The following is a 17592-nucleotide window of genomic DNA, read 5'->3' as shown; positions in this document are numbered from 1 at the left end:
AATAATTAACCATCTACTGTTCTCCTTTTTTGTTTTTCTAGTTTTCGTTCAAGCTTTTTTGATAAACCTTTTTTATTTTTTACTTTCATTTTTTGTTTTTGCTTCCGTTTTTGAGCAGTAAAAACATAATACCCATCTATCTCAACAACTGAAACCCCACCAAATACCGAAGTTAGCTTATTTTTATACCAGTCTTTTCGCTTTGTTACCATAACTAATTTTCCATTCGGTGCTAGTTTTTCATAACTTTGATAAATGAATTTTTTCGGTACAGAAAAATCCACATGATACGGCGGATTAGATAGTATCCAGTCAAATTGATTTTGTGTGACATTGTCTAAACCATCACTTTTTAAAATACGTATTCTTTCTTTATTATTTATCACAGCATTTTGTTTAGCCAAAGCAACTGCTTTTTCCGAAATATCGACCATTGTGACATTATCTTCTTTTACCGTTTCGGTTGCAAAAATCCCCACAAATCCGTACCCACAGCCTAAATCTAAAACAGAATGTCCTTCTTGTAATTGTACTTGCGTTAACATTGCTAATGTTCCCTGATCAATTCCAGAAGGAGAAAAAACCTCGAAATCCACATCAAATTTCAATGTTTTTGTTTTTGATACTACATATTCAATCATTTTTTACACTCCATTTCTACAAAATAGTATCTTGATGATACCTTTTTTTTTATGTCTTTAAAAGAGCTATTATAAAATAATTATTATTTCACATTTTCCAATAAGTAAATGCAGTATCACGGTTTGCTTTTGCTTCATCTATTGCACCTTCTATATCAATAAGTACACCCGTCTTTTTTAGAATTGAATCCAGCTTGTGCTCCACTAAAGAGATGTACTCTTTATGAGCAACCGCCAAAACAACAACATCATAATGTTCTTTACTTATAATTTGACTGCTGATTTCCAATTTGTGTTTTTCTTTAACATTTTTTTGTAATAATAAATAGTCACAAACGCTAACTCTATGACCTGCTAACTTCAATTTTTCAATTAAAATCAAACTATTGCTGTTTCGAATGTCATTCTTATCTCTTTTGTAACTACATCCTAGGACAAGAATTTTTTTTCTTCATTTGAAAGTCTTTGAATTACTTGGCTAATATAATTGGGAATACTTTCTTTAATTCTTCTGGATTCTTCAACTAGTGTTAAATCAAGTTTTTGTTCTTTAGCCAAATGACTCAAATAATACGGATCAACACTGATACAATGTCCGCCAAATAGTCCAGGAACAACTGCATTGAAATTCCATTTGATAGCAGCTGCCTCAATCACCTTATGAGTATCTATTGACAATTGCTTAAACAAAACTGATACTTGATTTATCAAAGCAATCAGCAAATCTCGTTGCGTATTTTCAAATATTTTTGCTGCTTCAGCAATTTCAATTGAATCTGCACAATAGATATTTTCACTACCGATCACCTGGCTATAGACTTCTTTAACTCGTTCTAAACTATCAGGTGTTTGAGCTGCAATGATTTTTTTGTGGTTTCTAATTTATGCTCCCAATCCCCAATATTGACTCGTTCTGGAGAATATCCTACAAAAAAGTCCAAACGAGCTTTTAAACTTGAGTGTTTTTCCAATATGGGTACACAAATTTCTTCAGTAGCTCCTGGATAAACAGTAGATTCATACACAACAATATCTCCTTGTCTTAATGTATCTGAAATTGCTTTTGAGGCATCAATTAGGTATGAAAAATCAGGCTTATTTTCATCATCTACAGGTGTTGGCACTGTAACAATATAGAAATTAACATCAGTAAGATTTTTGGGATTGACAGAAAAATTGATTGCTTCAAATTTGTTTTGTTTTTGATACTCTGCTATTTTTTGATGATCAATATCTAATCCCCAAGTTGAAAAATGATTTGAAAATTTCTCTGCCACTTCGATTCCTACATATCCTAAACCAATAACAGCAATCTTGACTTGTTTCATTGTTTTTGTCATACTATCCCTCCCTCTCATTATTCTTTAGTACCTCTATTAACCCTTGATATAAAGAAATGCTTGGTTCAAAATCTATTAATTCTTTTGCTTTACTAGGATCTCCAACAGAATGTTGTATCTCAGTCAAATATTCCTTTTCATAGCTGATTTTGGCTTTTTTTCCAGTTGTTTTTTCAATAATATGAACCAATTCTTCTAATGTTGTTCTTTTCCCTGAGCAGATATTTGACACTGCATGATCAACTGTAGCATCCATCGCTAAAATAGTAGCTTGAACAATATCTTCTACATGAATGAAATCACGTGTCTTTTTTTATCTCCGAATAGTTGAATCTTTTTTTCTTCATTAATTCTTTTAGCAAAACAAGGAATTACCGCCGAATAAAGACTAGTTGGGTTTTGTCCTGCACCAAATACATTGAAGTATCTTAATGAAATGATTGGTAACTGAATATCTTGATCGTACAATTGTGCATACTGTTCTGAAACTGATTTTCCTACCCCATAACCATTCACTGGGAATAGCTGTTGTTCCTCAGAATTTGCTTGCTTTTGCAGTTCACCATACACTGCACAGGATGATGCTTGAACAATTTTTATTTGAGCAATTTCGTTCATTAAAACTAAGCTACCTTCAACAATGACACTATTTGACTCAATTACATTATTTTTTGCTTCTGTTGCTGAAGGGTTTGCTGCTAAGTGAAACACATTATCAATTGTTTTTCTAATCTTTTCAGAATCTCTAATATCGCCTTCAACGATGTTTATTTCATCGATTATTTCATTTAAATTAGAGCGACTTCCCGTTGAAAAATTGTCATAAATTGTGACCTGGTCATTTCTTTTCACTAATTTTTGTGCAAGTCTTGATCCTATAAAACCAGCCCCACCTGTAATTAAATAGTGAACTATTTTATTCCTTCTTTCTATCTGTATAAATATAGTGAGTCAATCCAGTTATTAATCCAGTTTCAAAATTTTCGCCAAACAAAGTTGTAATTTTTTTATTTGAAAACAAACGATTTAGAATTTCTACTTTTTCACTTCGTTCAAAATATTCAAACGGAAAATAATGAATTGAGCTTTTTGACTCTGTCAAAATTTTTATCGTTTTAGCTAGTGTATTCAAACTAACCGCTTGGCTGGAAGAAATATTGAAGATCCCCTGTCCCTCTGCATCTGGGCAGTTCAATAATGCATCAATCATACTAAGTACATCGTTAATATACGTGTAAGTTCTTAAATGTTCGCCAGTTCCAGCTACTTCAATTTCATCGTTTGATAAACACCTACGAATAAATTTTGCTATAACAAAGGCTTGGCGTTGTCGTGGTCCATACACATTACAAAACCGCAATATCGTATGATTAATATCTCCTCGATTTTTCAATATATACTTCTCGCCCGCTCTTTTAGAGTATGCATACACTGATTTTGGTTTTGGTTGATCAAATTCGTTAAAAAAATAATCTGGTTTTCCTTCACCATAAATTTCAGAAGACGAGGCAAAAAAGGAGCGCCTTACTTTTTGTTTTTCAGATATATCTAAAACATTTTTTGTTCCTTCCTCATTTACTTTTTTGACTCTTTCAGGATCTTTAAGACAAGCGACCACACCTACCATGGCAGCAAAGTGAAATACTATATCTTGGTTTACTAGCGCATCCGTTAACCTTAATTTATCTAAAATGTCTCCTTGAATAAACCTTATCTTTTTGCTCAAAGAGAAATTGGGCGCTACAAGATCATAGAGCGTAACCTGATAGCCTTGGTCTGCCATTCGTTTATCAAAGTGGCAAAGGTACAATTCCGCAATAATTTTTGATAAAAGATTTCCAGTTGGAATTCCATGTGTTTCGTCATACTGGCATAGAGTAGTGAATTTATCTAAGTGATTAGCGAATCCGGTATACTTTACTTTCTTTGCTTTATCTTTTCCATTTATCATCCATGGGATGCTATGAGTGTATAAAGTATGATAGAAACTTGAAAGGTCAAGATTTAATTTCTTAACACCACTATATAAAAGAGACTGTCTAATCTCATGAGTCGCATTATAATCAAATTTTAACTGGTTAAAAAACTTCGAAGTTGATAATTTATTTTTTGAGAAAGAGTCTATGAATATAGATTTATTATCACAGATAAAATAATTTAGAGCCATATAACTATAAAGATTTGGCATTTTATATGTCTTCTGGAGCTTTGACTTTTTGGTATACTGAAATAAATTGGTTCAGTTGCTATATTCTCTTTTGGTTTAGTCAGTTTAAAATATTTTTTCAAATTATTATTCTCAAGATATTCTGCAAAATTCTCCATATCAAAAACCTTAAAATAGAAGGAATTTGTCCAACCGTAATTATTTTCTAAATCAATAGTCTCTGTAAGTATGGCCTCATTTTTAATTGCTATGTCATAGTAACCAAATCTTACTAAAAAAACTGGGTCAAACATCATATCATAAAGTTTTTTATATTCATCTTTCAAAATCATCACTCCTTTAGTGCTATTTTCTACTATTATGTCATTTATGAGTAACAAAAATAATCTGTATGAAGGTTTCCATCATGGAAAAATAATGATGATTAAATATTTTCTTTAGGAACAAATCAAATAACAGTAGTTAAGTTGGCAAGCAATTATCAACTTTTAGTAAGTAGGCATTTTTAGGCATCAACATTTTTAGAAAACAAAAAAAGAGAACGCATATTCCATCTTCGAAACGTCCAAAGACGCCGACAGAATATCATTCTCGTGGGTTTGGCACCCAATGGGTCGTAAGGGGCTCGAACCCATGACCCGCTGATTAAGAGATATTTTCACACTTGATAAAACATTGATTTAACAACATTTATTCTATTTTTTCGTGCACCAAAAATATGTTTTCATGCACCAAGAGAGGATGTGTGCTCCAAATCTGCTCCAAGATTTTTTTATTCCTTCAAACTAATATCAGCATGTTATCAGCTTTAATTTAATACCAACTTTTCGCTTTTTTGTCAACTTTATTATACATGCTCCAAATCTGCTCCATCTCTTTGCTTCATTGGATTTATTGCTACCTATTTTAACTATATTTAATCATAAAATTTGTATTAATAGATATTGTTACATTGATTCAAAGTATGAATATTCTAAAAAAACTATCTAAAAAAAGTTGTCCATAGGGGGTAACATTTTAAAAGTATTATTTTCTATTAATTATATAAGCAATAAAATTATTAGTTGCTAGGAGCAATTGACCAAGTAATAGTATGTCCATCTGTGTAGTTAGTTGTCCATGTACCAAATGTAACAATACCATTATTTATCGAGTACGGAATATTATGCTGTCCAACAAGTAAAGTGTCTTCTGTTACTGTGTAGTTTACATCAGTATCTGGTCTATAAGTACCTAATAATTCCAGATGGGCAATATTATCATCTTTAAAAGTTACACCATTAAACCCATCATGAACCAAACTTTGAGGAGCTTTATTTTCGCTCATTGCTTTATTTACATCAATCCCATCATATAAGGAAGGGGTTATATTATATTTTTTCCCAATCAATTGCATTTTTACTGTATTAATATAATTTATTTTTTGAGACTCTTCTTCTTTCAGCTTTTGTTCTGCCTCTGCTTTTTCTATTTGTTCCTTTTTATTTCTTTGCTCAGCTTCGGCTTTCTCTTTTGCTTCTTGCTCTTCCCGTTCTTCTTTTGCCTTTTTCTCTGCTTCTACTTTTTCCTCTTCTTCTTGCTTTTCTTTAGCCTTTAGTTCAGTTTCTGCTTTTTCCCTTGCTATTTGTTCTTGTTTTACTTTTTGTTCAGCTTCTACTTTATCTTCATAATTTTTTACAGCCACAATTAAAACTAAAGAAACTAAAATCACCAAAATTGAACTTATAATATTTTTCTTAGTTCTAAATGCTGATTTGACTAAAAAAACAAACAAACATACCAACGATATCAGACAAATCCCTATCAAAACAGTAATCATTATACTTTCCTCCAATTGTTTCTATTATTGTTCAAATTCAATGCTTTTTAAGTTTTTCAATTTTATTTTTTGTAACACCAAATTTTTTCATAAATTCAATTTCGTCGAAATTTTTTCCTTTTGATTTTACTTTATACTCTACCTCAATATACTCTTTAATATTTCTGCCTACATTTTGACGATTGGTTCCAAATTGTTCAGCTACTTCTTCATCATTTAAACCATTTACTTGTTTAAATTTTAAATATTTTTTTCCTTTATTTATTCGTTCTTTTTTAGAGTCTTTTACAATTATTTTTAATGGAGTTGGTTTATTATCTGAAAGCAGTCTATTTCTTGTTCCACTTGATAAGGTATCCATGTAGAGCAATTCTAGCCCATATTTTTCTGCTGTTGTTGGTGTTATTCCTAACTCTTGGACTAACTTCCGAGGACTTGGAAACTTTTTATTTTGTTTGAGAAACTCTCTTGAACAATGTGAACCTTTGATGACATGCATTTCTATATTATGGACTAAAGATAATTTATCACTCCAAATATCTTTAACCACATTTGTTGAATTTTCTACGTTTGCTATATACATTAGAATAAATGTATATGTATAATAATTAACTATATTTTCGACCTTGGTAACTGATGGTTGACCTTCCATACTTAGCTCTCTATAATACCTTTCTAGTCTTTTTAAATCTGATAACAACATTTTTTGGTAAATAAATATTTCTATTTTATTTTTTGAATTGTACATATTCCTATATTTCCACATTTGCACATAATTTTCTTGCCTAGCCTTACGTTGTTTTCTTATGATGTCATTTGTATTTTTCGATAGCCCATTTATTAATTTCCATCCCTTATACAAAAAATATCGTTCTGTTATTTCTAATGATGTATATATCGAATATTTTTCAAACAGAAAATTTACATACTGCTGAACACCATCCAAAATATATACTATTTTATTTTCTGCATTATCAATATGCTCACTATATCGACTATCCATCTTTTTAATTTCGTTTAACAATTTATTAAACTCTTTTTCAGGAATACAATTGAATTCCTCTTTATTTAATTTAACTAGAGTTACAATTTCTTTGCATAACTCCTTATCGTTATATGGTAATTCAGATACGGCATACATTCCCAACTTATTGAACAATTCTTCATCATCGTAATATTCAATTTCTAAAAATTCATAATACAGTACTCTTTGTTCACTTAAAAACAAATTGATTATTTTTACTTCATCACTTGACAACTTTCTGTTCTTCCCTACCTTATATAAGGCTTTAACAGTTGCTGTTAACTTTTTATCTAAATCAAATTTATATTTTTTTTCTATTTCAAAAACAGCATCAACTTCTGGCTCACTTTTTAACTCACCACACATTAACTATACCTCCAAATCGAAAAGAAACACTGTTCTAGGTACTTTTTCTTTTATTCTTTCTAATCTTTGTTGGCTTTTAGTGGCATATTCTTCATCAATCTCACAAGCTACAAAATCTCTACGAGTATCCCAACATGCTATGGGTATAGAGCCACTACCGCTAGTTGTGTCTAATATCACATCATCAATTTCAGTTAACTTAATAATTATATTTTCTATTAACCTCACAGGCTTTGCCGTTGGGTGGTCAATCTCTTTTACATTAAAAAGACTTATCTCCTTGGCTGTTTCCCAGATTTCATTTGTATAGTACTCTGAAAAGTCTTCTGGATAAATTCTATCAGACTTTTCAGTATTATAGTTATTATAGGCAATCAGTAGAAATTCGTATTTTCTATAAAGTTCTAAATCTCCTCTAGGGTTAGTTTTTCCCCACTCAAATGTGTCTATAACAGTAAAATCATGTGCTTCATCTTTATATCTTTTTATATATGGTTTTATTTTTCTATCAATATTTTCCTTTGTGTTAAAAATTAACAACATGCCATCTTCTTTTATTTTTGGTAATGTTTGACCTAACCATTCTGTAAAATCAAAACCCACATCCCACTTTTCTCCATCTATCGCTATATTATAAGGAGGGTCTGTTAATAATACATCTATTGAATTATCCGGAACATTTTGCAATAACTCTTGATAGGAACAATGGTGTATTTCATTTAGTAAACTCTTTTCTATTTCCATTTTGAACCTTCCTCTGATAAAAGCTTTGTTAACTCGCTATGTTTTCCTAACTCTATACATTCAAGCCACAATTAATTAATTACTTGCTCTAAAGGATAACTTGTTAAATCACTTTGCTCTGATGAAATTCCTTCACGTGCAATCATTAATGTTCCATCATATTTATAATATATATAATAGTATACATCTCTATAAGTACCATCAACAGTTGGTTTGTTAACTACGATTTTTGTTTTAAGTTTTATATCAACAATCTCATTTTTTCTAAAATCGAGAACTCTATATGTTTGTTCTTTATCCTCAATAGTAATTTCATAATCCAACTCATTCCCAAAGATATCGTGAAATTTATTTTCAGAAAATCCTTCTCTTGGTTGGTTTTCTACACCAGTAGAACTGCCTTCGTACCAAGTTTTTCCATTAAGCAACTCTTTTGTAATTTTAGGATATTTAGCTTCAACTGAGTTTTCTGTAGTATCAGATTTTATGGTTTCTTTTGATTCTTGACTTAGGGAACTTGACAATGAGAATTCTTCTGTTATTTGAGAAGTATTTTTGGTAATCGAATCATTACCAGAATCTTTAAACCATCCTCTTAAAATAATAACTGAAAGTAAAATTATAATTATAGCCAATAAGACTATAATACAAATCTGTATCTTTGATACGGGCTTTTTGTTTTGGTTTCCTCTAGTTTGATTCATATTTTAATTCTCTTTTCTAATATTTTATTTTCTAAACCTTTTTAAATTTATTACACTTACTTGTTTTCTATACTTTTCTTTCTTTTTCCAACAAACCTATTAGCTTAACTGCTTTATTATATCCCATCCTAGTACTCTAGTATTTTTCATGTTGCTATTTGAGTTATTAATATCCACACCTATTTCTTTGGCTATTTTTCTCAAAACTGGCTTTACTGGATTTACTTCCAATTCATTAACAGACACCTGTATTTTCCCATTTTCAAAGCGTTGAATCCTATAATTTTTATAATTTACAGAATTTAAAATAGTTAGCTTACTGATGTGTGTTCTCTTTTTATTCATTACTTTACTCATTGAAATTGATTTAGTGTTTCCGTCCGAAGAATTTATCATCAATTTTTCAGCTTCTTGTTTCAATTCATCGTATAAAATTTTTACACTTGTTTCTTCAACATTTACATAAACTAAAACTACTCTGTCCACTTCAATGAAGGTATTTTTATTAAATCTAAATTGATGATTTCCTTCCTCTCGAGTAGTTGTTTTCACACTTATTTTTTCACCATCTTCTGAAACAACATCATAACCTTTTTGATTTGTTGCTTCGGCCATTAAACCATTAGTCATAATAGCAACATAAAGTTCCCCAATCCGACCAGTGATAAATCTTAATTCACCTCTATTTGTTCCCCAATTCTTTTCTTGTTCTAGCCAATTTAATAAGTTGCTTAATGAATTTATCATGTCTTTTTGACTAATCCCCACTAATTTAAGACCCCTTTATAATTAAGATTTTTCTCTCATTTTTATTTTTTTAACAGTATTCCTACTTATACCTAATTCTTCCGCTATCCGTAGCATTGGTTGATTATTCTCTAAGCGTTTTATTACTTCAAAATATGTATTTTTATCTTTTTTATTTTTTGTATCAGACCTATAACGAGGTAAAGTTCCTTTATACTTTCCTTCTAACTTCGCCCTTTTTATCCCTTCTGCTTGTCTCCTTAGCATATCTTTCCGTTCTTGCTCTGCTTTATATCTCGTTACGACATTAATAACATCCCATACCATTTTTAATACCCCTTCGGTTGGTACCTCTGTTAGCCCTAACATATCTAATAAGTCTAAGGGAACAACAATAGCTCCCTTTAAACTTAATTCTGCAGAAATACGTTCTTGGTCTACTTGATTTCTTGCTAAACGGTCTAATGCTACGACATAGATAAAATCACCTTCTCGAACATACTTTAGTAATTCTTTTAGACCATCCCTTCCATCCAAACTTTTACCACTAACTGCATCATCTTCAAAATATTTTTCTATGTTATACTTTTCTAGAACTTGCTTTTGATTTTTTATACTTAAATCATCACTACTCACTCTCATATATGCTATTCTACCCATCATCACTCCCTCCTGTATTCTCTATTTTAAACTGACCACTTAACTTGACCATTAACTTGCTGTATTTAAATACCGTTATTTCAATTGCAATATTTGTTTAGCTAAGCCCCCCCCTAGTTGACCATTTTAATCAACACATACTATAACTTTAAATTTGCAAATACGTATTTTTTTCATCATTTAAAAATATCATCTATCCATGACTGTATACTTTCTTCTATTTGTTCTCTGGTATTCTTAACTTCTTGTTTCTTGTTACTCTTAACTTCTAGTTGGAATAATACGTGTTGAGGGTTAAGCAAATATAAAAAACAGATAATATCTTTTGCGGTTCTACTTTTTTCATCCATTGTTAAATAATTAAACCAATTTATCTCTGTATTTCCCTGAATATTTTCTTTAAAATGGCTTTCTGAATTTAGTACTAACCGATACATCGATGCTTCAAAATACGTTCTTTTATCTTCTGGAATAATACTTAAGATACTCTCATCACAACTAACGTCTGATATACCTTTTCGATATGAGAACGTTGCAAACCCCTCCAGAACTCGCCTCATAGTATTGCCAACTGAAGTAGAATCTTCTTGGCTAGAACTAGTTGCAAATGAGTATACTTGCTTGATAGCTTGATTATACTCATTGTTATTTGGTTCGAATGTGATTAAATTTGCCACTTCATTAATCTCATACATAGAAACTTTTGCATGCACACCATTTGATTTACACTTCTTACTTATTTCTTCAAAACAATTTCTCAAATCAAACATGACACTTGTATCATGTGTCATGACTAAACATTTTGTATCACAGTTTTGCAAAAGAATTTTTTGCATCTTCAGTTTGATTAAAGACATAATTCCTATTCTATTCCCAAAATCAAAACTAGATATAGGGTCATCAATTACTAATAACTGTGGTAAGGAATAAATTGATTTATGTTCAGTTCCATCAGCAAGTTCAGTGAAAAAATAACTTAGAGCTATAGCATTTCTTTCACCAGATGAAACTCTATTTGGACTAACCACTTGATTGTTAACCTTCAAATGGTATAGACCGTCAGCCTCTACTTCTAAAAACAATCTATCTTTACTATAAAAAATATATCTCAATGAATTATTTATTTCTTCCATAGCTATCTTTGTACTTTTTAGTTCCAATTGTAATTCAAATAACTTTGTTTCTAGTTTTTCAAGTTCTGAATTTAGTCCATCAAGTATTTCCATTTCATCTTTTTGAGATTTAAGTCTTGATTCGAATTGATTGTAATCATCCATAATTTCATATTTTGCAATTTGTCTATTTAGTTCTAGTAGCTCATCTTTAAAATCATTTCTCGAACCAAAAGCCAAGTTATACGTAACTCTCTTAGATTCCATCAGGTTTAATTCTTTATTTAAAGACTCGTAACACTTACTTAATTCTATTTCACAACCATATTCAATTAGATTGTACGGATTCTCTAGTTTATTATCAATTTTTTCATTATGTTTTTTTATGACTGAATTCAATTCTGAAATAGCCACGAAAATTGAATTGTACTGCTTTTCATCAATAACTTTAAACTGATTATAGTTTTCTACATCTATAGGAGTAATCCAATATTTTTCTATTTTTTTTATAAAATCATCATATTCTTTATTTACAATTTTCTTTATTTGTTCTAAAGTATTTTCACGATAACTTTTCTTGATTGGTTGTAAACATTTTTCACACATTTCAATATTATCATCACTTAAATAATCTTTTATAGTAGATAACTCAGCCATTTTGGATTCAAACACTGAAAGTATTGACTCTTCTCGTTCAGTTAATCTTGGCTTTTCAATTGTTTGTAGCAGTAACTCTTTAATATTTTCTTCTAATAAAATATCAGGTTCGGAAATATTAGAAATTTTTTCAGAGATAATATTTGTTGCATTTGAAGTATTCTGATAGGTTTCTAACTTTGCTGTCAGTTCATTTTCAAGTTCAGTTATATTATTTTTTGAGTCCTTAATCTTTGAAAATTTTTCTACATCTTCAACCCTAACACTAGAATTTGCTTTATTCCCTTTTATTTCGCAATCTATATTTGCCCATCTTTTTTTTAGGATTCTAACACAATTATTTTGATAGAACAAAGGTGACTTAGGATTTTGAGGCATGTTAACCTCTTCAACAATCACATCTTGTTTTTCCTTTTCTTTAGTTAATTTTTTTATTTCTTGCTTAACTTCTTTAATTTTTTCATCTACGTAAACTTGGTCTCCTATAAGGACAATGGTATCTAATCCTTCTTCTCTTACTTTAACCTTTTTTTCTATATAGTCTTCATCGAAAATAAACACATTTGATTCTTTACTATTTTTGAAGTTATCTAATACTCCACCATCATGATTGAAAATATCAATTTTAACATCTGTTGTTTGTTCCTTAATTTTTCTAAAACCACGAGCAATGGTACTTTTACCGCTTCCATTCCTACCATATAGTAATGCGACTCTACTCGTTTTATCAGGGAAAACTTCAAATTGCTTTCCCTCACTATAATGTTCAGATTGAATTATGAATCCTTTTACTTCAGATATTATACTCATTTTTCTACCACCTTTTAATGACTTTTATAGTTATTATATCTTAGAAGTATTACATAGTGAAAGAATAAACAATATTTAATTACTCAAAGACAATTACTGTTCATATGGTTCATACTCATCGCAAAAAACTCTAATTCAATAAAATGTTGGAATTGGTTAACATCTTCAATCACAGATTATTTTTATAACTTGAAAATTTCCGATTAACTGTTCTTTCCGATACACCTAAAATTTCAGCGATTTGTTTTTGTGTTAAAATCCCACTTAACCATTTTCCATAAGATTTTTTTAGCGTTTCATTATCAATTTTAGAAGGCCTCCCCATTTTTTTAATCGATTGCTGCATTCCTTTTTTTATTTTATTCCTCCTAATCCATTCTTCTTCATTGATAGAATCATACCCTCCTCCCTTACTTTTAACTAAATAAATTGGATTATGAGGTATTATTTTTGCTACACCATCCATATCATCACCTCCATTATCTTATTGTCTGTTTCAACAATGTTTTTGTTTCAATAGAAAGATAAGACAAAAAGAATAATTTTAGATTACCACATAGTTATATAATGTCATCTCTTCATTTTAATTGTTGGTGACATTTCCGCTTTTAAGTTTTAAAATGTTCCGCTTTTCGATAAAATTTCATCTGTTTTTTGATTATTATCTGAAATGTCATCTCTGATATCATCTCACCATAAACCGACATATAGATAATAATTGACCAAAAGAAAAAGACACATCCTTATGACGTGTCAAATTATATTACTATGTATTATTTTAAATTTTTCAAAATCTTTTTGAATATTGATACCATAAATTTATTTATACCTCTCTCCTCGAATTTACCCGATAAATAATCTTGTTGCTCCATTTTAATTATTAACTCGTACATTAATTGTCTGTCTTTTTTGTTTAACATTCATCTCCCTCCTAATTCAATTATTACTTCTACAATAGTATAACAACCTTGCTTCTCCACAATTATCTTTTAACAATTCTTTTAGTAATTCTGCCAAAAATTCATTATAAAGTCCTTGTTCAATTTTTCTAAATTCTTCTCCATAATCAACTTTGTTTATAAATTTTTGTACCTCGTGTTTTATTTTTGCATCTATTTTTATTTCATATAGCACATTATCCCCTCCCTATAATTTAATTACTTGTTTCAACCTCGACTTTGTTTCATTAATATAATTGTCCATGTGGGGTAACATGTTTACTGTTTTTAAGTGCACAACTATTGACACTAATTCCATAAAAAAAAAGCCCATTAATTGGACTCCTTGATTTGCTATGTACTTTATCTTAAATATTTTTCAACCATATTTTTTATGTACTGTATAGCCTCCCGATATCCTCTTGAATCTTTATCCGTCTCCGTTTCAACTACATCAATACATATCCTTAACATTTCTTCTTCCTTTGCTGTCATCATCCTTTCACCTCATATTTTTATTTTTTATCTATATTAAGATTACCATGTTATTAGTAATCATGTTGTATTTCTTTATCATGATTCACCTATTAATATTCTATATCAGCTTTAAACTTTCCCCTGTATATACAAAGACTCCCTTCAATTATTTTTCTTCTTTTTATTCAAAATGAGTTTCTTTTTTGTTTAAATTTAACTGTAAGTTTTCTTCTTAAATCAATTATACAATCATTTTTATCTCTTGTCATAAAAGTTTTATCATCTTTGATTGTTATTTAATCATGAATAAAATTACCTTGATTTTATACGGATATTTTGGATTAAAATTTTCTAATATTATTCATTTTAACACTTTTTGAAAAAATAAAAATCAATATTTGTCGTTATCTAGCTAGTAATGCTTTATGTAAAAAAATTTTATTGTATACCGTTAAAGTCTTTTTCATGTTATTTAATTTTCAGGAATTATTATATATGTAATTTGAGATAAGTAAGATATTTTGTTTCCAAACATTTGATATCTAAATCACTATTAAAAGCCACCAGATTAGTTTTAAGAAGTTTTAATTTGGAATGAGTAACCAAATATATCTCATCACTAACTCGTCCTAGATAGGCTCTCACGGTCTTTCCTATTGTGAATACAAAAAAGAGAAAACAATCACTAAAATTGTCCCTCTCAACTAATATATTATAATTTTATAAGTTATCAAATTATTCAGTGCATTGTTCACGTAAGATAAAATTTTACTAATTGTTGCTTGCTCTTTTTTTAAACTTGTAGTGTTAATATTTATTTCCTAATCATAAAACCATTATTATTATTCGAACAGATAACTTAATCAATTCATTTCTTTAATTTCTACACTTTCTGATAACACCCATCCATTCAATCCATAAGAAGAATATAATACTTGATAGGTCATGTGCTCTTTCCTTATTTCCTCTTCCAACTCTTCTAATGAATTATACCTCATTGGCCATACATTTTTTTTCCCTTGAATCAATAATTCTTTATTCTCTATAAAAAATTTATCTAAAACTCTTTCTTCTAGGTCTAAGATAATACTATAGGGCATTTCATCATAAAATTTGTAGCATAGAAAGTTATGGAATATAATTTGTTTTTCTTTCTCATCATCAGATATATTCATAACTATATCCTTACTTTCAAAATTTACAAAATAGCTTTTTATTTCATAGTCATGTACCATATTCATTTCTACCATTCTCCTTTTTGTCTAGGTATTTTTTTATTCCAATCCCACTTATGTCTATGAGGGAATTCATGTGTTCCATCGTCAGGGTGATTGTAGTCTATATCTTCAATCGGTAGACCATCTGGTCCATAGTATCTTCTTTGTTTTACTGAACCGTCATCATTTAATAAGTCAGCGGATGAGTTTGGTTCGCCCTCTTTATCCAGATTTCTTTTCTCTGAATCAAAGACTTTATGTTTCTTAGCAGGTTTTCCTTCTTCACAACTTTTATCTAGTTCAGCAGTCTCATCAATCGCATTGATGGTGGGTACATTATTTATTTTGTCCAAAACAGATTGTCCAATTTTAATAGTTCCTGCACCTTTTCTAATTATATCAATACCTTTACCTATTTTACCAATGTTTCCTAATATTCCTCCAAAAGCGGGTGATAATGGCATTTCATTTCTCATTACTTTTACTTCTTCAACTCTATATTGGTCTTTTCCTAAATAATTTTTGCATTTTTCTAGTTGATTATAGAGATTAGGATGAGCATTTGGTGATACAATTTTGCCATTTTTCATCAGGTACCACGTTTTTTTAGTTCCTAAGGTACTACAAATAATAGTATAACCATTTAAACTTGCAATTGTTTGTTTCATTTCTCGGTTCTTCACTTCTTGTTTCATTTTTTCTCGTTGCTGCCATCGTGCATTAATAGGGCTTGCCCATGTCATGTTTAACCGACCAATGTCAAAAGTTCCTGAAGCTGAATTCCATGCTTTACAATCCTTAACTTGTGCTAAACCATTATTAAATTCTTGCTGACAAGCTTCATATTCCGCAAAAATACTGGCTGAACGGGCATTATACGCATGGAATTTTTCCAATTGTTCTCTCTTTTTTGAGATTACATCACAGGCATTCATATATCGATGTTCTAAATCTGGTCGCATAGTTTTAGCCACATGCATTTGTCTTTCTAATTCTCGTTTTAATTGTTCAAACCGCTGAATTTGGCTTTGAATTTGGTCTTCGTCTGTATCAATGCTACTAACCATTCCTTGGTACTCGCTTAACAATCGTTTATGTGCACTTTCAAGTGCCTCTCCAGTTAAAATGGCAGAACGACAAAGTGGTGTATACACAGTACCAAAGTAACTTTTTGCTGAATCATAAGCTTTACCAGAAAGTGGTGCAGATAAAAATTGTGAAATACTGCTTTGCAATGAGGAAATTGCTTGATTCGCTTGATTATTCATACGAGAAGCTTCATTTCCTTGTTGCTGTATCTCTCCTACATAAAATTTTAACCCCATCCTACTGCTCCTTTTCTTTCACTTGCTCTTTTCTTTGTTGAATGTACAATTCTTCTTTATCAATCAGTTGTCTTCTAATATTTTTCAGTTCATCTTCTTGTTCTTCCAATTGCCGTTGTGCTTTTTTGGCTAAAGAGAAACTATCTTCTCCTCTGCTTTTAAAATACTGACGTTCTTCTGGAGGACTTGTTTCTACTATTTCTGAGTAAAGACGTTGTTCCTCTTGTTGTAGAGAGAAAAATTCTTCTTGTTGTTGTTCAACAGAACGAATTTCTTGTCTTATTGAATCTTGTTCATCTTGAACTTGACGGATTTTTGTTTGATAGTCTATCACCATTACTTAAACCAACTTCCTAAAGAATTAGATTGAAATTGTTGGGAAGCTTGTTGGTCTATAGTAGCAAAGTCTTTTGCGACTGAATGAATAGCGTTACCTGCCGACACAATGCTTGTAGATAGTTGTTTTAATCCTTTTCCGTAATTAATTGTGGACGTTTTTGCTACTTCGTTTCCAGCAACATTTGTTCTTGATGCCACACTCGTAGAGGCATTGATACTATTTAATGCACTAGCCGATTTGCTGAAAGAAGCGGATACACTGCCTGCAACAGTTGTACTACTTTTAACACCCATTCTTTAACTCCTCCTTAGTTGTATATATGTAACTTATTATCTTATTCAATATCTAATTATAACAAATTTTCTATTTTTATGTTCTCTTTTTTTTCAATATCCGAATATTATTGTTTCTTATTTAGAATAGCTATCTATTATCCAATTAGACGTTATATAACTTGAGGTTACTATTCTAGAACCATTTTAATAAAGTTAAATTTGAAATCTT

The 17592-nt window shown here is 30.1% G+C and carries 23 protein-coding genes; all 23 read right to left on the bottom strand.

What is annotated here, in order from left to right; all coding sequences use genetic code 11:
- Positions 1 to 5: 5 nt before the first annotated feature.
- Complete coding sequence (locus tag AC4BBR_RS03420) at positions 6 to 641, bottom strand: class I SAM-dependent methyltransferase (protein WP_490461173.1); 636 nt, start codon at positions 639 to 641, stop codon at positions 6 to 8.
- Between the two features lie 88 nt (positions 642 to 729).
- Positions 730 to 1023 (bottom strand): UDP binding domain-containing protein, encoded by a 294-nt coding sequence (locus tag AC4BBR_RS03415; protein WP_490461172.1) that lies wholly within the window; start codon positions 1021 to 1023, stop codon positions 730 to 732.
- 47 nt (positions 1024 to 1070) lie between these two features.
- Complete coding sequence (locus AC4BBR_RS03410) at positions 1071 to 1448, bottom strand: hypothetical protein (RefSeq protein ID WP_490461171.1); 378 nt, start codon at positions 1446 to 1448, stop codon at positions 1071 to 1073.
- 26 nt (positions 1449 to 1474) lie between these two features.
- A complete protein-coding gene (locus AC4BBR_RS03405) occupies positions 1475 to 1981 on the bottom strand; it encodes an NAD(P)-binding domain-containing protein (protein ID WP_490461170.1) in 507 nt (168 codons plus the stop codon).
- Position 1982: 1 nt separating this feature from the next.
- Positions 1983 to 2237: a hypothetical protein gene (locus AC4BBR_RS03400; RefSeq protein ID WP_490461169.1), complete on the bottom strand. Its 255-nt coding sequence runs from the start codon at positions 2235 to 2237 to the stop codon at positions 1983 to 1985.
- 29 nt (positions 2238 to 2266) lie between these two features.
- Positions 2267 to 2881, bottom strand: coding sequence for an NAD-dependent epimerase/dehydratase family protein (locus AC4BBR_RS03395; RefSeq protein WP_490462062.1), 615 nt, complete (start codon positions 2879 to 2881; stop codon positions 2267 to 2269).
- A gap of 16 nt (positions 2882 to 2897) precedes the next feature.
- Positions 2898 to 4169, bottom strand: coding sequence for an NAD-dependent epimerase/dehydratase family protein (locus AC4BBR_RS03390; protein ID WP_490461168.1), 1272 nt, complete (start codon positions 4167 to 4169; stop codon positions 2898 to 2900).
- A complete protein-coding gene (locus tag AC4BBR_RS03385) occupies positions 4139 to 4474 on the bottom strand; it encodes a hypothetical protein (protein ID WP_490461167.1) in 336 nt (111 codons plus the stop codon). Before AC4BBR_RS03385 ends, AC4BBR_RS03390 begins: the two co-directional genes overlap by 31 nt.
- A gap of 734 nt (positions 4475 to 5208) precedes the next feature.
- Complete coding sequence (locus AC4BBR_RS03380) at positions 5209 to 5967, bottom strand: hypothetical protein (protein WP_490461166.1); 759 nt, start codon at positions 5965 to 5967, stop codon at positions 5209 to 5211.
- Positions 5968 to 6004: 37 nt separating this feature from the next.
- Positions 6005 to 7357 carry a hypothetical protein gene (locus tag AC4BBR_RS03375; protein ID WP_490461165.1) on the bottom strand — a complete coding sequence of 451 codons (1353 nt, stop codon included), beginning with the start codon at positions 7355 to 7357 and terminating at the stop codon, positions 6005 to 6007.
- 3 nt (positions 7358 to 7360) lie between these two features.
- On the bottom strand, positions 7361 to 8101 hold the full coding sequence (locus AC4BBR_RS03370) for a DNA-methyltransferase (RefSeq protein ID WP_207121153.1): 741 nt from the start codon (positions 8099 to 8101) through the stop codon (positions 7361 to 7363).
- A 71-nt stretch (positions 8102 to 8172) separates the two neighbouring features.
- A complete protein-coding gene (locus AC4BBR_RS03365; RefSeq protein WP_207121154.1) occupies positions 8173 to 8805 on the bottom strand; it encodes a hypothetical protein in 633 nt (210 codons plus the stop codon).
- Between the two features lie 99 nt (positions 8806 to 8904).
- Positions 8905 to 9573 carry a DUF6998 domain-containing protein gene (locus tag AC4BBR_RS03360; RefSeq protein ID WP_490461164.1) on the bottom strand — a complete coding sequence of 223 codons (669 nt, stop codon included), beginning with the start codon at positions 9571 to 9573 and terminating at the stop codon, positions 8905 to 8907.
- A 21-nt stretch (positions 9574 to 9594) separates the two neighbouring features.
- Complete coding sequence (locus tag AC4BBR_RS03355; RefSeq protein WP_490461163.1) at positions 9595 to 10212, bottom strand: recombinase family protein; 618 nt, start codon at positions 10210 to 10212, stop codon at positions 9595 to 9597.
- A 176-nt stretch (positions 10213 to 10388) separates the two neighbouring features.
- Positions 10389 to 12791 carry an AAA family ATPase gene (locus AC4BBR_RS03350; RefSeq protein ID WP_490461162.1) on the bottom strand — a complete coding sequence of 801 codons (2403 nt, stop codon included), beginning with the start codon at positions 12789 to 12791 and terminating at the stop codon, positions 10389 to 10391.
- A gap of 169 nt (positions 12792 to 12960) precedes the next feature.
- Positions 12961 to 13257, bottom strand: coding sequence for a helix-turn-helix domain-containing protein (locus AC4BBR_RS03345; protein WP_206849468.1), 297 nt, complete (start codon positions 13255 to 13257; stop codon positions 12961 to 12963).
- 307 nt (positions 13258 to 13564) lie between these two features.
- Positions 13565 to 13711: a hypothetical protein gene (locus AC4BBR_RS03340; protein ID WP_206849470.1), complete on the bottom strand. Its 147-nt coding sequence runs from the start codon at positions 13709 to 13711 to the stop codon at positions 13565 to 13567.
- A 16-nt stretch (positions 13712 to 13727) separates the two neighbouring features.
- Positions 13728 to 13925, bottom strand: a complete 198-nt coding sequence (locus AC4BBR_RS03335; RefSeq protein WP_206849472.1) for a hypothetical protein — start codon at positions 13923 to 13925, stop codon at positions 13728 to 13730.
- 167 nt (positions 13926 to 14092) lie between these two features.
- Positions 14093 to 14227: a hypothetical protein gene (locus AC4BBR_RS03330; protein ID WP_277989340.1), complete on the bottom strand. Its 135-nt coding sequence runs from the start codon at positions 14225 to 14227 to the stop codon at positions 14093 to 14095.
- Between the two features lie 842 nt (positions 14228 to 15069).
- Positions 15070 to 15447, bottom strand: a complete 378-nt coding sequence (locus AC4BBR_RS03325; RefSeq protein WP_206849500.1) for a hypothetical protein — start codon at positions 15445 to 15447, stop codon at positions 15070 to 15072.
- Positions 15448 to 15449: 2 nt separating this feature from the next.
- Positions 15450 to 16748, bottom strand: coding sequence for a T7SS effector LXG polymorphic toxin (locus tag AC4BBR_RS03320; RefSeq protein WP_206849503.1), 1299 nt, complete (start codon positions 16746 to 16748; stop codon positions 15450 to 15452).
- A gap of 1 nt (position 16749) precedes the next feature.
- Entirely contained in the window at positions 16750 to 17085 is a 336-nt protein-coding gene (locus AC4BBR_RS03315) for a DUF3958 family protein (protein WP_206849504.1), read from the bottom strand.
- The gene (locus AC4BBR_RS03310; protein WP_206849505.1) at positions 17085 to 17381 is read right to left on the bottom strand and encodes a TIGR04197 family type VII secretion effector; all 297 of its coding nucleotides are present in this window, start codon (positions 17379 to 17381) and stop codon (positions 17085 to 17087) included. Before AC4BBR_RS03310 ends, AC4BBR_RS03315 begins: the two co-directional genes overlap by 1 nt.
- Between the last annotated feature and the right edge of the window lie 211 nt (positions 17382 to 17592).

Source organism: Enterococcus sp. AMC1251 (genome assembly GCF_058216535.1).
Note: the sequence above shows the minus strand (reverse complement) of the source record. Positions and strands in the feature narration are given on the sequence as shown.

Excerpts from the sequence above, each read along its gene's own strand:
- AC4BBR_RS03345 (WP_206849468.1), bottom strand. The coding sequence starts at position 13,257 with ATGGATGGTGTAGCAAAAATAATACCTCATAATCCAATTTATTTAGTT.
- AC4BBR_RS03370 (WP_207121153.1), bottom strand. The coding sequence starts at position 8,101 with ATGGAAATAGAAAAGAGTTTACTAAATGAAATACACCATTGTTCCTAT.
- AC4BBR_RS03400 (WP_490461169.1), bottom strand. The coding sequence starts at position 2,237 with ATGGATGCTACAGTTGATCATGCAGTGTCAAATATCTGCTCAGGGAAA.
- AC4BBR_RS03375 (WP_490461165.1), bottom strand. The coding sequence starts at position 7,357 with ATGTGTGGTGAGTTAAAAAGTGAGCCAGAAGTTGATGCTGTTTTTGAA.
- AC4BBR_RS03405 (WP_490461170.1), bottom strand. The coding sequence starts at position 1,981 with ATGACAAAAACAATGAAACAAGTCAAGATTGCTGTTATTGGTTTAGGA.
- AC4BBR_RS03390 (WP_490461168.1), bottom strand. The coding sequence starts at position 4,169 with ATGCCAAATCTTTATAGTTATATGGCTCTAAATTATTTTATCTGTGAT.
- AC4BBR_RS03365 (WP_207121154.1), bottom strand. The coding sequence starts at position 8,805 with ATGAATCAAACTAGAGGAAACCAAAACAAAAAGCCCGTATCAAAGATA.
- AC4BBR_RS03350 (WP_490461162.1), bottom strand. The coding sequence starts at position 12,791 with ATGAGTATAATATCTGAAGTAAAAGGATTCATAATTCAATCTGAACAT.
- AC4BBR_RS03325 (WP_206849500.1), bottom strand. The coding sequence starts at position 15,447 with ATGAATATGGTACATGACTATGAAATAAAAAGCTATTTTGTAAATTTT.
- AC4BBR_RS03420 (WP_490461173.1), bottom strand. The coding sequence starts at position 641 with ATGATTGAATATGTAGTATCAAAAACAAAAACATTGAAATTTGATGTG.
- AC4BBR_RS03330 (WP_277989340.1), bottom strand. The coding sequence starts at position 14,227 with ATGATGACAGCAAAGGAAGAAGAAATGTTAAGGATATGTATTGATGTA.
- AC4BBR_RS03320 (WP_206849503.1), bottom strand. The coding sequence starts at position 16,748 with ATGGGGTTAAAATTTTATGTAGGAGAGATACAGCAACAAGGAAATGAA.
- AC4BBR_RS03315 (WP_206849504.1), bottom strand. The coding sequence starts at position 17,085 with ATGGTGATAGACTATCAAACAAAAATCCGTCAAGTTCAAGATGAACAA.
- AC4BBR_RS03310 (WP_206849505.1), bottom strand. The coding sequence starts at position 17,381 with ATGGGTGTTAAAAGTAGTACAACTGTTGCAGGCAGTGTATCCGCTTCT.
- AC4BBR_RS03340 (WP_206849470.1), bottom strand. The coding sequence starts at position 13,711 with ATGTTAAACAAAAAAGACAGACAATTAATGTACGAGTTAATAATTAAA.
- AC4BBR_RS03380 (WP_490461166.1), bottom strand. The coding sequence starts at position 5,967 with ATGATTACTGTTTTGATAGGGATTTGTCTGATATCGTTGGTATGTTTG.
- AC4BBR_RS03355 (WP_490461163.1), bottom strand. The coding sequence starts at position 10,212 with ATGGGTAGAATAGCATATATGAGAGTGAGTAGTGATGATTTAAGTATA.